Below are 15398 nucleotides of genomic sequence, written 5' to 3'. Positions count from 1 at the left end.
CCAACGTCAACACCCGCGAGGCCTCCCTGGCCGAGTGGTTCTAGGCCTACAGCCGCTCTTCCACCCGGGCGATGAGTCCGTCGGCCGTCAGCTCCGCCCCCACCTCCAGGGCATGCCTGAGCTCAACGTCGTCGAGGGGCTCATGGGTTCTGAGCTGGGCCTCCAGCACGGCCCCGTCGGCGTCGGAGGGATCGCCGCCCCGCCGGCGGCGCTGCTCGATGCGTCGGCGGGCCTGCTCCGGCGTGCTGCAGCAGGCCAGGATCAGGAACGGCACGCCGCGGAGCCGGGCCAGATCCTCCATCCGCCGGCGCTGGTGACGGTCCAGGAACGTGGCATCCACCACCACCGAGAACCCGGCGGCGAGGATCCGGTCGGCCTGCTCCGGCAGTTGCCGCCCGTAGAGATCGGCGCTCACCGCGCTCCGGTAGGGATCCCCCTGGAGCGGCGGCGCGTCGCCCTGGCCCCAGGCGCCGAAGCGGCGCTTGCGCTCCACGTCGGAGCTGAGCTGGATCCAGCCCTGGCGCCGGCAGAGCTGGCGGGCCCGGTGGCTCTTGCCGCTGCCGGAGACCCCATGGGTGATCACCAGGGCCGGGGTCGGGACCGCGGTGGCGCGATGGGCGCCCAGGAGGTAGCGCTCGAGATCCCCCTGCAGCTGCTGCACCGTGCCGGCGTCGAGGCCGGGCTGGCGCAGGCGAAGGGCGCAGACCTTGGCCCGCACCAGGGAGCGGTAGACCCGGTACCAGCGCCAGGTGAGCAGGCCGCCATAGTCGCCGCAGCGACCCAGCCAGCGGTTGAGCAGCACCGCCCCCAGGTCGGGCCGGTCGCGGTGCTCGAGATCCATCACCAGAAAGGCCAGGTCGCTGATCACGTCGATCCAGCGCAGCTCGGGGCTGAATTCCAGGCAGTCGAAGACCCGGATGCGCCCCCCTTCCAGCAGCAGGTTGCCGAGGTGCAGATCCCCATGGCACTCGCGGATGCGCCCCTGGCTGCGGCGCAGGGCGAAGGTGGGCTGGAGCGCCTCGAAGCTGTCCTCCGTCCACTGCCGCAGGGCGGCCACCTTCGGCGCGTCAGCCACGCCGCTGGCCGCCAGCACCTCCAGATTGGCCATGGCCGGCGTCTTCACCAGCTCCGGTGCGCCATAGGCCTCCTCGGGGCGGGCCACCGCGGCGGTGGCGTGGAAGGCCGCCAGGTCATCGGCCAGCCGTTCGAGCTGGTCGACGCTGAGGCCGTGCTGGTCCAGAACGGCGCCCAGCAGGGCGCTCTGGGGGAACTGGCGCATGCGGACGGCCAGCTCCAGGGTCGGCCCGCTGCCGTGCAGGCGGGCCCGCTCCGGCGGGCCGTGGATCGGGCTGAGGCCGAGGTAGAGGTCCGGAGCCAGCCGGCGGTTGAGCCGCAGCTCCTCCTGGCAGAACCAGCGGCGCCGCTCCGGCGTCGAGAAATCGACGAAGCCCAGGTTCACCGGCTTCTTGATCTTGTAGGCGATGGTGCCGGTCAGCAGGATCCAGGAGATGTGGGTCTCCAGGCACTCGACCCGTTCGACCGGATGGTCATAGGCGCCGGGATCGAGCAGGGCGGCGATCATCGGGTCCACGGCCGCTCCGGTGCTCCTTGCGGTTCAATCCAACCATCTGCAGGGCGATGGCGGCCTCCACCGGCAACCACAGCAGGACAGGCAGCAGCAACCAGGACGCCAGGGGCGAGGCGGGCCGCACGATCAGGGCCAGGACCAGGGTCATCGTCCAGCTCAGCAGCCAGAGCGGAAGGCCGGCACTCAGGTTGTGCAGGCGGCAGCTGAGCCAGCGCGGGCAGCGCAGCAGCACCAGCAGGACGGCGTAGGCGGCCACCCAGCCCCAGGAGGCGGCCGTCTGCCAGAAGGCGAGCGCCGAGCCGTAGAAGCCGACGCTGATCAGCGGCCAGACGAGAGCAACCCACGCTTGCCGGCTGATCCACGCCGGTCGCCGGAGGCTCCGGTACCAGACGTAATCCCGCTCCGTGGGATTGACGACCAGCGTGATCACCGCAACGGTGATCAGGATCAACAGCCAGGGCGGCACGGGACTCTGCAGACAGGCGCATTATTGGGTGCCGCAGGGAAACCTGCCATGGCGGGGGCTTTGGCAAGGGGGCGCGATCGCGGACCGTGGGGTGTCGGTTCGTCGCGGTGGCGGACCGGGCCGGCCGGCGTTCCTAGGTTGGACAGGTCCGACGAGCTTGATGGAGGCCCCATGCACACCCACGACCTCGAGAACCACGACAACCTCTACGCCGACGAAGGCACGATGGTGGTCGGTGAGACCAGGGCCGATGCCCAGAGCCATGCCTACTGGGCCGTGGGGGCCATCGCCCTGATGGTGGTCGGACTGGGCGTGGCTCTGGTCATCTCCTGACCATCCCGGGGGGCGAGAAAGCGCTCGCCGAAGCTTGACAGGGGGACGGGGCCACACAGCCGAGCCCAGCCCCCCTGCTGGCCCTGACCCTCCCCCTGCCGCCGCCAGGCGGCGATCCGCAGCGGCGTGGCCGATCCCCAGCGGCAGATGAGCAGGTAGCGATGCCCCCAGGCCCGGGGCCAGGCCATGGCGCTCTCTCCGGCCCAGGGCCAGCGGGCCGGATCAAGGGGCTCCAGATCGCGGTGGCGACGCAGCAGGGCCGGCAGCAGCTGGCCCCCCACTGCCCCGTCGTCCCGCTGGCAGAGCTCCAGGCGCCTGGCCAGAGCTGGGGGCTGCCCCCGGCTCGGGACCACCAGGTGCAGTCCCCCCCAGCTGGGGAAGCCCAGGCAGGAGAGCAGGGCGCCGGAGGCGGGGCCGGAGTAGGGGTCGCTCGGCATGGGGGCGGAACGCTGTCATCCCTTCGGTGCCACCGACCGTCACGCGGCGCCGGATCGGCCGGGCGCACTGGCAGGATCAAGGCGAAGGACGCGACTCCCCTGCCGCCATGTTCGAGAACCGCGAACGGCCCGCCTGGGTCAACTGGCTGATCCTGGCGATCTTCCTGTTGTCGTCCTGGCAGCTGGCCGGATTCTGGTTCCAGCAGCTGCATCACTGAGTTCCCGGCGCGGCCCCTTCAGGCCGTGGTGGCTCCGCCTCAGGAGGGACGGCGTGGCCGGGCGGTGAGCCCCCGCACCAGACGGACGCCGCCACCGACCAGCAGCAGCAGGGCCATCAGGGCCAGCAGGGCCACCACGATGACGCTGCCCAGCTGCAGGATGCCCATGCTGAGCCGGCTGAGCCCGCCGATGAGGTTGGCGATGGCATTGCTGACCAGCAGCAGGGCATCCAGCCGTTCCGGCAGCTGCATCAACCCGGCCAGGATGAGGCCCCCCGCCAGGATCAGCAGCAGGCCCGCCAGCACCTGCCGCCAGCGGGAGGAGGGACGGCGCCGGCGACGGCGCAGCTCCAGTCCCTTCCCCGGTGTCGGTCCCCTCGGCGTCGGCAGATGGAGCGGGTAGGGGGTGTGGGGCATGGCGGGGACGTCAGGGCTCCAGCGGATAGCCGGCACCCCGCATCCACCGCTCGAATCCCATCAGCACCAGCTCGTTGGGACAATCGATCAGGGACAGGTCATTGACCGTGCAGTCGCCCTGGCCGCCGTGGTGGAGGGTGAGGTGGAAATGGGACCCGCTCAGTCCGCAGACCTCCGGATCGCTGCGGACCACCACATCCAGGGCGGCTCCCAGCCGTGCCACGCGGCGGCGCAGTTCGGACCAGGTCATGCCCATGGGTTCATCACCATCGGTTCACGCCCATTGCATCATGCCCATCGCATCACGCTCATCGGGGAGCCCGTCGCATGGCAGTGGAGGCCCTGGATGGTTCCCCCCAGTGTGACCAGTGCTGGGCCGACGTCAACCGCTCGCTGCCCGGCGGTGGGTTGGTGGGTTCAGGGGCGCGGGGTGGCCGGAGCTTCCTGGGCCGCCGGCGGCGCCGGCGCGGGGGGCACGGCGGGCGGGGGCAGCAGAAGCACCAGGGCCGCGGAGACCGCCAGGGCCGCCGCACCGCCCACGGGGGCCGACAGGCGTCGGTGCAGGGGGATCCGCTCCATCAGTTCCCTGGGCCCCAGGGGCTCCGGATCGGGAATCGCCAGGGGCAGCTGCACGCGGGGATCGAGGCGCAGCAGATCCAGCACCCGCACCAGATCCGCCAGTTCCGCATCGTCGAGATGCATCTCCAGGGGAGGGGTGTCGGGCTGGCTGCTGCGCAGCAGCAGCCGGTGGCCGCCGTCGGGGTGGGGGCCGATGTCGACCGGTTCACCGGCCACGCTGAACTCGCGACGCACGCCGCTGATCAGGTGGCGGGCATAAGGAAGCACCACCTGCATCAGGGCCTGGAGGTGCTCCCGGCGCCCCTCCAGCAGGGGCCGGCCCAGCCACTGCAGGGTCCATCCGGTGATGATGCCCAGGGCCGCACCGCTCTGGCCGATGGAGACGTCCGGGAGGCCCTCCACCTGAAGCCGGCAGCTGAGCTGATCGAAGACGAGGCTCTGCTTCATCACGGAACTCTGAACCATGGGGGGTCTGCTTCTGCTGCGGCCGCCGTCACGCGACTGCGTCCATCAGGCTGGCCTTGATGCGCTCGAAGCCCCCCTGGCCGGCGCAGAGGCTGAGACCCTGCACCAGCTGGAGCCGCTGGGCGGCTCCGTCGCTCGGATCGAGCAGTTTCTGGACGCCGCTGCGGCGGGGGTTCATGCGCTCCTGGATCAGTTCCCCCAACCGCCCCTGGAACAGGTCCCAGCGCTCCTTCGCCACCGACTCCGTCTCGCTGCTGGAGAGCAGGGAGCGCAGCATCGGGTAGAGGCGGTCGGCCATGACGCAGAGGATGCGGATCAGCGCATCGGTCTCGGCGACGGGCACCTCGCCCCGCCGGCAGGAGCGCCGCAGGGGGTTGTGGCAGCGCCGCTTCCACAGCTCCACCCGGTTGGGGAAGAGGCCGGCGTAGCCCAGCTGCTCGCTCATCCACACCATCGCCTCGCCGCCGTTGAGGTCGAGCGCCTCCATGCAGAGCAGCATCAGATCGAGACGCTCCAGTCCCCTGCGGGGCAGGGGGCGGGAGGAGCGGTCCTGGGTCGCCGCTTCCGAAGTGTCCTTGGCCATGACTGCGATGATGCCAGCGGCGCCGTCCATCCGTCACGTCGCCGGTACCGGTCCCTTCACCAGCACGACCTGCAGCACGATGGCCAGCAGCCCTTCCTCGATCGATCTGCGCACCTGGGTCCGGGACATTCCCGACTTTCCGAAGCCGGGCATCCTCTTCCGTGATCTCACGCCCCTGATGCGCGATCCCCAGGGCTGGGGTGAAGCCATCCGCCTGCTGGCCCTGCTCTGTGACCAGGTGCAGCCGGATCTGATCGTGGGCATCGAATCCCGCGGCTTCATCGTCGGCACGGCCCTGGCCACGACCACCGGCGTGGGCTTCGTACCGGTGCGCAAGCCGGGCAAGCTCCCCGGCGCGGTGATCGGCGTTGACTACAGCCTCGAATACGGCACCGACCGTCTGGAGATCCACAGCGATGCCCTCGCTGGCGGCCAGCGGGTGCTGATCGTCGACGACCTGCTGGCCACCGGGGGCACGGCTGCGGCCTGCAGCGAGCTCGTGCACGCTGCGGGGGGGCAACTCTGCGGCTTCGGCTTCCTGGCGGAACTGGCGGCCCTGGAGGGTCGCAGCCGGCTGCCCCAGGAGCACCCGATCGAGTCCCTGATCATCTACAGCTGAGCTTCAGTTCTGCTGGTCCTGCCAGGCCAGGACGCTGTCGAACTGCTCGAGGCTGATCAGGCCGAAGCGCCAGAGCACGGCCGGGAGCGGTGCCTGCTCCAGCTGGGACTGCCGGATGCCCAGCTGGAGGGCGTTCTCACTCAGGCCGAGCTGATGGCGCAGAAAGCGCACCATGGCCGGAGAGGGCAGGGGCTGGGGAGAGCTGCTGATCACCATCCCCCCATGCTGCAAGCGGCTGGTGCAGGCGACAAGGTCCCTGGGTCATGGCCCGCAGGGCCAGGGCCCGGCTCCCGTCGATGCGGGCCAGGCAGGCCAGGGCCAGCTGGCGCAGGGGCAGCATCCAGCGGTGGCGGTTGGAGAAGATCCGCACCAGCAGGTCGGTGGTCAGCAGGGTGAGCAGCAGATCGGGCCAGCGGCGGCGTCCGTAGGCGGCTCCGATGCGGCGCGGCGACAGCGTGCCCCGGGTTGCCCGTTCGGCCAGCCGCTGCAGCACCGCCACATCCCGCCAGCAGAGATTCAACCCCTGGCCCCCCACCGGATGGCAGCGGTGGGCGCTCTCCCCGACCAGCACCGTGCGGCCCCGATGCAGGCGCCGGGCCAGCTGCAGGGCCACCGGAAAGGCGCGAGGAGGTGTCAGCAGGGCATCGGGCTGGAGCCGGTCCGGCAGGGCGCCGGCCAGCCGGTCGAGGAAGGCCGGGGCGTCGAGGGCTTCCAGCTGGCGGCAACGGGCCGCCGGCGCGCTCCAGACCAGCTGGAAGCGGCGCTCACCCAGCGGTAAGACCGCGAAGGGGCCTTCCGGACGCAGCAGTTCCCAGGCCTCGTCGTCGGCGCAGCCGCGCATCTCCACCTGGACCGTGAGGCAGGCCTGGCGGTACGGATGGCTCCACTGCCCGATGCCCAGGGCCTGGCGGGTGGGGGATTCGGGGCCGTCGGCGGCCACCAGAAGGTCGGCGTCGTTCGCGTCGTCCCCGTGGTTCGCGCAGGCGGCCGGCGCCTTGCCGCCGAGCTCCAGCCGGACGGCGGGGTGCTGGCCGAGGCGTCGCAGCAGCAGCGCCATCAGGGGCCGGTGGGATCCGATCCAGCCCACCGCCTCGGCCTGGCCCAGGTCGGCCGGCTCGAAGCGCACATCGCATTCGGCCGCCACGTCGCGCAGGTGCAGCCGGCGGAAGGGCACCAGGGAGGGCCGCAGCTCAGCCCAGAGCCCCAGGCGCTGCAGCAGCTCCCGGCTGGAGTGGGTGAAGGCGTAGGCCCGCTCCCGGGCCTGCAGCGCCTCCGGGGCCAGGGGATCGTGCAGGCTCACCCGCCAGCCGGCCTGGGCCAGGGCCAGGGCCGCCAGGGCACCGGTGGGGCCGGCACCCCGGATCCGGGCGTGGAGCGAAGCGGGCATGGCCATGAAAAAGCCGCAACAGAAAGTCTGCTGCGGCGATGGGGGTCGCCGTGAACGGCCGACCGGAGAAGGGGGAACCCCCGAAGGGGCATGGGATCAGCCGATGCCGAGCAGGCCGCGGGTGAAGGCCTCGCCGCCCAGGGCGAACTCGGTGGCCAGCAGGGCGATGAAGCCGAGCATGGCCATGCGGCCGTTGAGCTTTTCGGCGCGCTCGTGGAAGCCCCAGCCGCTCTCGGCACTCACCACTTCCATGCGGGGTTCGGTGGCGAAGGCGTTGAGGCGGCCGCCGTCCTCGGTGGTGACGGTGGCGCCGCGGATGGCGGAACGATCGAGGGCGGTGGGAGCGGTGGGGGTGGCGGCGGTCATGGGAGAACTCCTTGAGAAGTGTTGCGAGAATTGTAACGCATTGTTTCGAATGCGTCCAGCGTCCCTCACCCCAGCCGCCGCAGGCAGAGCTCCTCAAAGGCCGGCCGCAGCAGATACGGGTACTCGCCCACCCACTGCTTCAGCTGCGGCAGCCAGCCATCCGAGAGGGCGCCGATGCGGGAGAAGTCCTTGCGCTCACTCAGCACGAGGCAGCGAACCACCATGCCGCGCCGGATCAGCTCGTGCTTCTTTTCCAGCGGAAAGCGGATCTGGCCCAGGTAGCCGTCCTCATCCTCCAGCTCCAGGCAGAGCCAGGTGCGTCGGTTCTCCACCAGCTCCAGGCGCCCCTGCCGGTTGGCCTGCTCCCGGCGGTTCTCCACCACCTCCCGCCGGAACTGGTCGGCCACCACCCCCTCGAAGATGGCGGCCGCCGGGTAGCGCCGCAGCACGGCGTTGCGGCGTCCCGCCTCCAGGATCGGCCCCCACAGCACATAAAGAAGGAAGACGAAGCCCACCACCAGGAACACCGGACCGGCCTGGCTGCGGAACAGCAGGGTCTGGCTGATCAGCAGCGCGATCACCCCGCCGATCACCGAGATCAGCACCCGTTGCAGCAGCTTGCGCGGGTCGCCGCTGCAGGCGGTGAACTGGGGGCCTGTGGCCACCGCCGGGATCAGGCGGAGCAGTTCGCCGGGTTTGAGGGGGATCAGCATCGGTGGATGGCTCGGCTCACAGCAGCCTCTCGAGGCCGTAGACCAGGCCGCCCAGGCGGCGCACCTTGCGCACCGTGAGCAGCACGCCGGGCATGTAGGCGCTGCGGTCGATCGTGTCGTGGCGCAGGGTGTAGGTCTCGCCGGGCGATCCGAACATCACCTCCTGGTGGGCCACCAGCCCTGGCAGCCGCACCGCGTGGAGCCGCAGGCCGCTCTCCCGCAGGCCGCCGCGGCAGCCGGCCAGGCTCTCGTGCTCCTCCACCTGCAGGGGGTTGAAGGTCTTGCCCAGCTCCTCCATCAGCTCGGCCGTCTTGAGGCAGGTGCCGCTGGGGGCATCGGCCTTGCGGTTGTGGTGCAGTTCGGTGAGCTCGGCGTAGTCGTAGAAGCGGGCCGCCGCCGCCGCCGCCTGCTGCAGCAGCACCATGCCGACGCAGAAATTGGGCACCACCGCCCCCCCCATCGAGGCCTTCTCGGCGAAGGCCGCCAGATCCGCCAGCTGGTCGGGGCGCAGGCCGGTGGTGCCGATCACCGGGTGGACGCCGTAGGCGAAGGCGCCGCGGCAGTGCTCGTAGACGACGCTGGGGTGGGTGAAGTCCACCAGCACCGCGCCGCCCCCGGGCCCGGACTGCCGCACCGCCTGACCCGCCTGGCAGAGGCTGCCCTCGAAGTCGGCGCTGATCGCCACCTCCAGTTCCCCCAGCCCCAGGGCCAGCCCGACGTCCTCGCCCTCGCGGCCCGGGGTGGTGTCGATCGCCCCCACCAGGGTGCAGTCGGGGGCCGCCACCACGGCCTTGATCACCTCGGCGCCCATGCGGCCCAGGGCCCCGGCCACCACCACCGGGATCGGCGCCGGCTCTGCTGGGGACGGGGAGGTCGCGGTCATGGGCGGCTGGCACTCCAGGCGAGCCTATGTGGCCCGGCCCACCGGCAGGGCTCCGGCCTGTAACGCTGCGCTGCAACCGATCGCGTCATCGACGGGACCTCCGTAGGCTGCTTCACATTGCTCAACGCATCCGCCGCATGTTCACGCAGGTCCGTTCCGCCAGCCGCCGGGTCAGCCCTGCCCCCACCGATGGCGCCAACGACCGGGTGGTGATGAAGGCCGTCTACGTGGTGCTCGAGCCCCAGTACCAGAACGCCCTCACCACCGCCGCCACCGGCCTCAACGACCAGAACGGTCCCCTGGCGGTGGAGCTGAGCGGCTACCTGATCGAGGAGCTGCGCGACCCGGCCAACTACGCCGATTTCTGCGCCGACGTGGCGGCGGCCGATGTGTTCATCGCCTCGCTGATCTTCATCGAGGACCTGGCCCAGAAGGTGGTCGACGCCGTGGCCCCCCACCGCGACCGGCTCAAGGCAGTGGTGGTGTTCCCCTCCATGCCGGAGGTGATGCGTCTCAACAAGCTCGGCACCTTTTCGATGGCCCAGCTGGGCCAGAGCAAGAGCGCCATCGCCCAGTTCATGCGCAAGCGCAAGGAGGCCAATGGGGCGGGCTTCCAGGACGCCATGCTCAAGCTGCTGAACACCCTGCCGACGGTGCTCAAGTACCTGCCGGTGGAGAAGGCCCAGGACGCCCGCTCCTTCATGCTCAGCTTCCAGTACTGGCTGGGGGGAACGCCGGACAACCTGCGCAACTTCCTGCTGATGCTGGCCGACCGCTATGTGTTCGGCAAAGCGGAGCTGGGCCGGCCCCAGCTGACGGTGGCCGACCCGGTGGTGTTCCCGGACCTGGGCATCTGGCACCCGTTGGCCCCGGGGATGTTCGAGGACCTCAAGGAGTACCTCAACTGGAGCGCCAGCCGCTCCGATCTCAGCGAGCGGGCCAGGCGGGGCCCGGTGATCGGCCTGGTGCTGCAGCGCAGCCACATCGTCACCGGCGATGAGGCCCACTACGTGGCCGTGATCCAGGAACTCGAATACCGCGGCGCCACGGTGATCCCCGTGTTCTGCGGCGGCCTCGATTTCTCCCGGCCCGTCTCCTCCTTCTTCTACGACCCCCTCAACCCGGAGCAGCCCCTGGTGGACGGGGTGGTGAGCCTCACCGGCTTCGCCCTGGTGGGCGGCCCGGCCCGCCAGGACCATCCCAAGGCGATCGAGACCCTCAAGCGACTCAACCGGCCCTACATGGTGGCCCTGCCCCTGGTGTTCCAGACCACCCAGGAGTGGGAGGAGAGCGACCTGGGGCTGCACCCGGTGCAGGTGGCTCTGCAGATCGCCATCCCCGAGCTCGATGGCGCCATCGAACCGATCGTGCTGTCGGGCCGTGACGACGCCACCGGCAAGGCCCACACCCTGCAGGACCGGGTGGATGCGATCGCCGAGCGGGCCATCCGCTGGGCGTCGCTGCGGATCAAGCCCCGCGCCGAGAAGAAGCTGGCGATCACCGTGTTCAGCTTCCCCCCCGACAAGGGCAACGTGGGCACCGCCGCCTACCTCGATGTCTTCGGCTCGATCTTCCGGGTGCTGGAGGAGATGAAGGCCAAGGGCTACACGGTGGAGGCGATGCCCCGCACCCCCAAGGAACTGATGCAGGCGGTGCTCAGCGATCCGGAGGCCCTGCAGGGGGCCCCCGAGCTGGCGATCGCCCACCGCATGAGCGTCGAGGAATATGAGCGCCTCACCCCCTATTCCGAGCGGCTGGAGGAGAACTGGGGCAAGCCCCCCGGCAGCCTCAATTCCGACGGCACCAACCTGCTGATCTACGGCCGCCACTTCGGCAACGTGTTCGTGGGGGTGCAGCCCACCTTCGGTTACGAGGGCGATCCGATGCGCCTGCTCTATTCGCGCAGCGCCAGCCCCCACCACGGCTTCGCCGCTTACTACACCTACCTGGAGAAGGTCTGGGGCGCCGATGCGGTGCTGCACTTCGGCACCCACGGCTCCCTGGAGTTCATGCCGGGCAAGCAGATGGGCATGAGTGAAACCTGCTACCCCGATTCGCTCATCGGTGCCCTGCCCAACCTCTACTACTACGCCGCCAACAACCCGTCGGAGGCCACCATCGCCAAGCGGCGCGGGTATGCCTCCACGATCAGCTACCTCACCCCGCCGGCGGAGAATGCCGGCCTCTACAAGGGGCTCAAGGAGCTGGGTGAGCTGGTGGGGTCCTACCAGCAGCTGCGGGAGGGCTCCCGGGGGGTGCAGATCGTCAACGCGATCATCGAGACCGCCCGCCAGTGCAACCTCGACAAGGACGTGGCCCTGCCCGAGGGGGATGCCGACGCGGCGGCCCTCGACCTTGACGCCAGGGACTCTGTCGTTGGCGCTGTCTATCGCCAGTTGATGGAGATCGAGAGCCGGCTGCTGCCTTGCGGCCTGCACACCATCGGCAAGCCGCCCACCGCCGAGGAAGCGGTCGCCACCCTGGTGAGCATCGCCGCCCTGGAGCGGGAGGAGGAGGGTCTGCGTTCCCTGCCGGGGCTGCTGGCGGAAAGCCGGGGCCGCACCATCGCCGAGGTGTACCGCGGCAACGATGAAGGCGTGCTGGCGGATGTGGAACTCAACCGGGTGATCACCGAGGCCTGCCGTTCGGCGGTGGGCGCCATGGTCCGGGAGGTCACCGGCGCCGATGGCCGCGTGACCCTGCGCCGCAACTTCGGCTGGTTCTTCGACCTGCTGGAGCGCTTCGGCTACCGCCTCCCCTCCCCCTGGCTGAGCGCCTGCCGCCAGGCGGGCTTCGCCGATGTGGATGTCACCGAGCTCGACCGCACCTTCGCCTATCTGCGCTTCTGCCTGGAGCAGATCTGTGCCGACATGGAGATGGAGAGCCTGCTGCGCGCCCTCGATGGGGAGTACGTCCTGCCCGGGCCCGGCGGTGATCCGATCCGCAACCCCGGCGTGCTGCCCAGCGGCAAGAACATCCACGCCCTCGATCCCCAGGCCATCCCCACCCGGGCGGCCATCGCCGCCGCCAAGGTGGTGGTCGACCGGCTGATCGAACGCCAGAAGGCCGAGCAGGGCACCTGGCCAGAAACGATCGCCTGCGTGCTCTGGGGCACCGACAACATCAAGACCTACGGCGAATCCCTCGCCCAGATCCTCTGGTTCATCGGCGTGCGTCCGATGGCCGATTCCCTCGGCCGGGTGAACAAGCTGGAGCTCATCACCCTCGAGGAGCTGGGCCGGCCCCGCATCGACGTGGTGGTGAACTGCTCGGGCGTGTTCCGTGACCTGTTCATCAACCAGATGGCCCTGATCGACCAGGGGGTCAAGATGGCCGCCGAGGCCGACGAGCCCCTGGAGATGAACTTCGTGCGCAAGCACAGCCAGGAGCAGGCTGCCGAGCAGGGCATCTCCCTGCGGGACGCCGCCACCCGGGTGTTCTCCAATGCCAGCGGCAGCTATTCCTCCAACGTCAACCTGGCGGTGGAGAACAGCACCTGGGAGGAGGAGGGTGAGCTGCAGGAGATGTACCTCAGCCGCAAGACATTCGCTTTCAACGCCGACAACCCCGGTGAGATGAACCAGAACCGCGAGGTGTTCGAATCGGCGATGAAGACCGCCGATGTCACCTTCCAGAACCTGGATTCGGCGGAGATCTCCCTCACCGATGTGAGCCACTACTTCGACTCCGACCCCACCAAGCTGATCGCCGGCCTGCGCGACGACGGCAAGGCCCCCACCAGCTACATCGCTGATACCACCACGGCCAATGCCCAGGTGCGCTCCCTGAGCGAAACCATCCGCCTCGATTCGCGCACCAAGCTGCTCAACCCCAAGTGGTACGAGGGCATGCTCGATTCCGGCTACGAAGGGGTGCGGGAGGTGGCCAAGCGGCTCAACTTCACCCTGGGCTGGAGCGCCACCAGCGGCGCGGTCGACAACTTTGTGTACGAGGAGGCCAACGAGACCTTCATCAATGACCCGGAGATGCGCAAGCGGCTGATGGACCTCAACCCCCACAGCTTCCGCCGCATCGTCGGCACCCTGCTGGAGGTCAATGGCCGCGGCTACTGGGAGACGAGCGAGGAGAACATCGCCCAGCTCCAGGAGATCTACCAGGAGATCGAGGACCGGATCGAAGGGGTGACCAAGGAGGCCTGATCGCTCCAGCTCCAGGGGCCAGGGGGCGGTGGTCTGCTTACCCCTGGTCCGTGACGATGGCTGGAGCTGGAATCGGCAGGAGCTTCTGGGAGCCCGAGCCTTTGTTGCGTGTGGGGAATGGAAAACGCGTCTGCCGTTGTGAACCCTCGTTGAGGGGGTTGCGCTAACAGCAGATGCGCTGCATCGAGGCTCGTCGGTGCCATACTCACACAAATCTTCATAATCCCCGCATGGGCCGTTGGCGCTGCGTTCTGCCTCCATGGTCGTGGCTGCAGCTCCTGCTGCTTTGGAGTCGGCCGTCCGCCACGACGATTCCTGCGTAGGACGGAGTCATGCCATTGCACGGGAAACGATCCGTGAGCGTTGACATTCAGGCTCAATGCATCGCCGTCAAGTCAGAGGCAACGCTGTTGGCATCCTTGCCATCTCAGCCACCGGCAATGGCATCGACAATCAACCCCGCCCACTCCCCATACCCCTGAAAACCATGTCCAACAAAATCGACGCCGCGGCCAAAGATGCGGAAGGCAAGATCCAGTCCGCCGTCGGCTCCCTCACCGGCGACAAAGGCCAGCAAATCAAAGGTGAAGCCAAGCAAGTGCAGGCCGATGCCATGAAGGCGGAGGCCAAAGTGAGAGAGGAAGCCAACAAGGCTGCCAAGAAGGTTGAAGACGCCACCGAATAGTCAGCCAGCCGGCACCTGCTGGGATCCCATCGTGTCCAGTCTCCATATCACGATTCTGACAGGTGCTCGTCAACACGTGAGATGAACATGATTCACGATCAGTCTCAGTAGGACCTGATCATCCGTGGTCAAGACCTTGCCGGGGAGTCCATCACTCCCCGGATTCTTCCTGCTTCCTTGTCGTGTCAGTTGGCTCAGCTGAGGATGATGGGATGGTTGGATGCACCTGCTGGATGCATTCACCCTCCTGTTGCCCGATGGGGAAGGACGATGGGCTGGATGGGCTCCAGAAGCTCTGAGGCTGCCAGACTGGGTCCACCAACACACCATCGGAGCGTTCCAGGCTTGGATGTGATTCTGACTGTCCACAGCAAAAGAGGGGGGCCGAAGCCCCCCCCCCCCGAACCACCCCTGCGGGGTGAAGCAACGCCAGGATCAACGACCGATCTTGGCCACCTCGGCGCGGGCCCGGGCCAGGACGGCGCCGGTGAGGGGCACGTAATCGAGCTGCTTGGCGATGGCCTGCCCCTTGGGCGAGAGGCCCCAGTTCAGGAACTGCTTGATCGTGTCGGCTTTGGCACCATTGCCGCGCTGGTAGGCCAGCACCCAGGTGAAGGAGGCGATCGGGAAGGCGTTGGCGCCGGCCGGGTTGCAGTCCTCACCGCCGAGGCGGGCATCCAGCTTGATGCCATTGAGGGCGGCGGCCCCGGTGACGTCGTTGGCCTGGACGAAGCGGCCGGCCCGGTTCTGAAGAGCCGCCGGCGTGATCCGACCCTTCACGAAGGCCTGGTTGAGGTAACCGATGGAACCGGGGGTGTTCTGGATCAGGCCAGCCACACCCTCATTGCCCTTGCCGCCGACGCCCACGGGCCATTTGACGGCTTTGGCGGTCCCCACCTTGGACTTCCACTCCGGCGAGAAACAGGAGAGGGAGTTGGTGAACACATACGTGGTGCCGGAACCGTCGGAGCGGTGGACCACGTTGATCGGGCCCTTGCCGCACTTCAACTGCTCCCAGGTGCGGATCTTGCCCAGGAAGATATCAGCGAGCTGGCGCTGGGTGAGCCTCAGGTTCTTGCAGCTGGGGTTGTTGTAGGCCGGGGTGACGGTGCCGCCCATCATCGGGATCTGCAGGGCACCGCGCTGGGCGGTCACGCCTTTGGTGAATTCCCCCTTGGAGGCGCTCAGCTCTTCATCGCTGGCGCCGAAATCGACGCTGCCGGCATGGAACTGGCGCACACCGGCGCCGGAACCGACCGACTGGTAGTTCACCTGCCGCTTGGTTTCCCTGGCGAATTCCACGGCCCAGCGCTGATAGGCCGGAGCCGGAAAGCTGGCCCCGGCTCCGTTGATCGAATTGCTCTGGGCGATCACCGGAACCGCCAGGCCAGCCGTGAGCGCGCCGGCAGCGGAGAGGATCAGGGCCTTCTTCGCGAAGGTCATCAGAATGGCCAATTTGGGGGCAAGTTATGAATAGCAACCCGTTCTGACTGTTTGTG

At 68.8% G+C, this 15398-nt stretch carries 17 protein-coding genes; 4 read left to right on the top strand and 13 right to left on the bottom strand.

What is annotated here, in order from left to right; genetic code table 11:
- Positions 1-46 precede the first annotated feature (46 nt).
- Both VB738_RS06080 and VB738_RS06075 read right to left on the bottom strand, forming a co-directional pair.
- Positions 47-1582 (bottom strand): bifunctional aminoglycoside phosphotransferase/ATP-binding protein, encoded by a 1536-nt coding sequence (locus tag VB738_RS06080; protein WP_323304890.1) that lies wholly within the window; start codon positions 1580-1582, stop codon positions 47-49.
- Positions 1548-2054, bottom strand: coding sequence for a TspO/MBR family protein (locus tag VB738_RS06075; RefSeq protein ID WP_323304889.1), 507 nt, complete (start codon positions 2052-2054; stop codon positions 1548-1550). The genes VB738_RS06080 and VB738_RS06075 overlap by 35 nt, the downstream gene beginning before the upstream one ends.
- A 171-nt stretch (positions 2055-2225) precedes the next feature.
- Between VB738_RS06075 and VB738_RS06070 the strand changes: the two genes are divergently transcribed.
- Positions 2226-2387: a hypothetical protein gene (locus VB738_RS06070; RefSeq protein ID WP_323304888.1), complete on the top strand. Its 162-nt coding sequence runs from the start codon at positions 2226-2228 to the stop codon at positions 2385-2387.
- Here VB738_RS06070 and VB738_RS06065 read toward each other — a convergent pair.
- The 5 genes from VB738_RS06065 to VB738_RS06045 all read right to left on the bottom strand — a co-directional run bounded on the left by VB738_RS06065 (position 2321) and on the right by VB738_RS06045 (position 5086).
- Complete coding sequence (locus tag VB738_RS06065) at positions 2321-2824, bottom strand: hypothetical protein (RefSeq protein ID WP_323304887.1); 504 nt, start codon at positions 2822-2824, stop codon at positions 2321-2323. The two genes, VB738_RS06070 and VB738_RS06065, sit on opposite strands and share 67 nt — an antisense overlap.
- Positions 2825-3081: 257 nt before the next feature.
- Positions 3082-3459, bottom strand: a complete 378-nt coding sequence (locus tag VB738_RS06060) for a hypothetical protein (RefSeq protein ID WP_323304886.1) — start codon at positions 3457-3459, stop codon at positions 3082-3084.
- A 10-nt stretch (positions 3460-3469) separates the two neighbouring features.
- Positions 3470-3715: a hypothetical protein gene (locus VB738_RS06055; protein WP_323304885.1), complete on the bottom strand. Its 246-nt coding sequence runs from the start codon at positions 3713-3715 to the stop codon at positions 3470-3472.
- A 161-nt stretch (positions 3716-3876) separates the two neighbouring features.
- On the bottom strand, positions 3877-4503 hold the full coding sequence (locus VB738_RS06050; protein ID WP_323304884.1) for a DUF4335 domain-containing protein: 627 nt from the start codon (positions 4501-4503) through the stop codon (positions 3877-3879).
- Between the two features lie 28 nt (positions 4504-4531).
- Positions 4532-5086, bottom strand: a complete 555-nt coding sequence (locus VB738_RS06045; protein ID WP_323304883.1) for a DUF3038 domain-containing protein — start codon at positions 5084-5086, stop codon at positions 4532-4534.
- Positions 5087-5165: 79 nt separating this feature from the next.
- Here VB738_RS06045 and VB738_RS06040 point away from each other — a divergent pair, with 79 nt between their 5' ends.
- Positions 5166-5705 (top strand): adenine phosphoribosyltransferase, encoded by a 540-nt coding sequence (locus tag VB738_RS06040; protein WP_323304882.1) that lies wholly within the window; start codon positions 5166-5168, stop codon positions 5703-5705.
- Positions 5706-5708: 3 nt separating this feature from the next.
- On the opposite strand, the gene VB738_RS06035 is transcribed toward VB738_RS06040, so the two are convergent.
- From VB738_RS06035 to dapB, 5 genes are all read right to left on the bottom strand, one after another.
- Positions 5709-5921 carry a DUF2949 domain-containing protein gene (locus tag VB738_RS06035; RefSeq protein WP_323304881.1) on the bottom strand — a complete coding sequence of 71 codons (213 nt, stop codon included), beginning with the start codon at positions 5919-5921 and terminating at the stop codon, positions 5709-5711.
- Complete coding sequence (locus VB738_RS06030) at positions 5842-7092, bottom strand: FAD-dependent monooxygenase (protein WP_323304880.1); 1251 nt, start codon at positions 7090-7092, stop codon at positions 5842-5844. The genes VB738_RS06035 and VB738_RS06030 overlap by 80 nt, the downstream gene beginning before the upstream one ends.
- A 96-nt stretch (positions 7093-7188) precedes the next feature.
- Positions 7189-7458: a high light inducible protein gene (locus tag VB738_RS06025; RefSeq protein ID WP_094587186.1), complete on the bottom strand. Its 270-nt coding sequence runs from the start codon at positions 7456-7458 to the stop codon at positions 7189-7191.
- 65 nt (positions 7459-7523) lie between these two features.
- Positions 7524-8171 carry a hypothetical protein gene (locus tag VB738_RS06020; RefSeq protein ID WP_323304879.1) on the bottom strand — a complete coding sequence of 216 codons (648 nt, stop codon included), beginning with the start codon at positions 8169-8171 and terminating at the stop codon, positions 7524-7526.
- 16 nt (positions 8172-8187) lie between these two features.
- Positions 8188-9054 (bottom strand): 4-hydroxy-tetrahydrodipicolinate reductase, encoded by an 867-nt coding sequence (gene dapB / locus VB738_RS06015; RefSeq protein WP_323304878.1) that lies wholly within the window; start codon positions 9052-9054, stop codon positions 8188-8190.
- A gap of 137 nt (positions 9055-9191) precedes the next feature.
- Between dapB and VB738_RS06010 the strand changes: the two genes are divergently transcribed.
- On the top strand, positions 9192-13214 hold the full coding sequence (locus VB738_RS06010) for a magnesium chelatase subunit H (protein WP_323304877.1): 4023 nt from the start codon (positions 9192-9194) through the stop codon (positions 13212-13214).
- Between the two features lie 379 nt (positions 13215-13593).
- Complete coding sequence (locus VB738_RS06005; protein ID WP_323304876.1) at positions 13594-13899, top strand: CsbD family protein; 306 nt, start codon at positions 13594-13596, stop codon at positions 13897-13899.
- A gap of 435 nt (positions 13900-14334) precedes the next feature.
- Here the strand turns inward: VB738_RS06005 and pstS are convergent, their stop codons facing one another.
- A complete protein-coding gene (pstS, locus tag VB738_RS06000) occupies positions 14335-15342 on the bottom strand; it encodes a phosphate ABC transporter substrate-binding protein PstS (protein ID WP_323304875.1) in 1008 nt (335 codons plus the stop codon).
- Positions 15343-15398: the final 56 nt, after the last annotated feature.

The sequence above is a fragment of the Cyanobium gracile UHCC 0139 genome, assembly GCF_034931325.1.
Lineage (GTDB): Bacteria > Cyanobacteriota > Cyanobacteriia > PCC-6307 > Cyanobiaceae > Cyanobium > Cyanobium gracile_B.
The sequence above is the reverse complement of the archived record's forward strand: the minus strand, read 5'-3'. Positions and strand labels throughout refer to the sequence as shown.

What these genes read in the sequence shown, in the direction of transcription:
- VB738_RS06080 (WP_323304890.1), bottom strand. Translation starts at nt 1,582, where the DNA reads ATGATCGCCGCCCTGCTCGATCCCGGCGCCTATGACCATCCGGTCGAA.
- VB738_RS06070 (WP_323304888.1), top strand. Translation starts at nt 2,226, where the DNA reads ATGCACACCCACGACCTCGAGAACCACGACAACCTCTACGCCGACGAA.
- VB738_RS06065 (WP_323304887.1), bottom strand. Translation starts at nt 2,824, where the DNA reads ATGCCGAGCGACCCCTACTCCGGCCCCGCCTCCGGCGCCCTGCTCTCC.
- VB738_RS06060 (WP_323304886.1), bottom strand. Translation starts at nt 3,459, where the DNA reads ATGCCCCACACCCCCTACCCGCTCCATCTGCCGACGCCGAGGGGACCG.
- VB738_RS06055 (WP_323304885.1), bottom strand. Translation starts at nt 3,715, where the DNA reads ATGGGCATGACCTGGTCCGAACTGCGCCGCCGCGTGGCACGGCTGGGA.
- VB738_RS06050 (WP_323304884.1), bottom strand. Translation starts at nt 4,503, where the DNA reads ATGGTTCAGAGTTCCGTGATGAAGCAGAGCCTCGTCTTCGATCAGCTC.
- VB738_RS06045 (WP_323304883.1), bottom strand. Translation starts at nt 5,086, where the DNA reads ATGGCCAAGGACACTTCGGAAGCGGCGACCCAGGACCGCTCCTCCCGC.
- VB738_RS06040 (WP_323304882.1), top strand. Translation starts at nt 5,166, where the DNA reads ATGGCCAGCAGCCCTTCCTCGATCGATCTGCGCACCTGGGTCCGGGAC.
- VB738_RS06035 (WP_323304881.1), bottom strand. Translation starts at nt 5,921, where the DNA reads ATGGTGATCAGCAGCTCTCCCCAGCCCCTGCCCTCTCCGGCCATGGTG.
- VB738_RS06030 (WP_323304880.1), bottom strand. Translation starts at nt 7,092, where the DNA reads ATGCCCGCTTCGCTCCACGCCCGGATCCGGGGTGCCGGCCCCACCGGT.
- VB738_RS06025 (WP_094587186.1), bottom strand. Translation starts at nt 7,458, where the DNA reads ATGACCGCCGCCACCCCCACCGCTCCCACCGCCCTCGATCGTTCCGCC.
- VB738_RS06020 (WP_323304879.1), bottom strand. Translation starts at nt 8,171, where the DNA reads ATGCTGATCCCCCTCAAACCCGGCGAACTGCTCCGCCTGATCCCGGCG.
- dapB (WP_323304878.1), bottom strand. Translation starts at nt 9,054, where the DNA reads ATGACCGCGACCTCCCCGTCCCCAGCAGAGCCGGCGCCGATCCCGGTG.
- VB738_RS06010 (WP_323304877.1), top strand. Translation starts at nt 9,192, where the DNA reads ATGTTCACGCAGGTCCGTTCCGCCAGCCGCCGGGTCAGCCCTGCCCCC.
- VB738_RS06005 (WP_323304876.1), top strand. Translation starts at nt 13,594, where the DNA reads ATGCATCGCCGTCAAGTCAGAGGCAACGCTGTTGGCATCCTTGCCATC.
- pstS (WP_323304875.1), bottom strand. Translation starts at nt 15,342, where the DNA reads ATGACCTTCGCGAAGAAGGCCCTGATCCTCTCCGCTGCCGGCGCGCTC.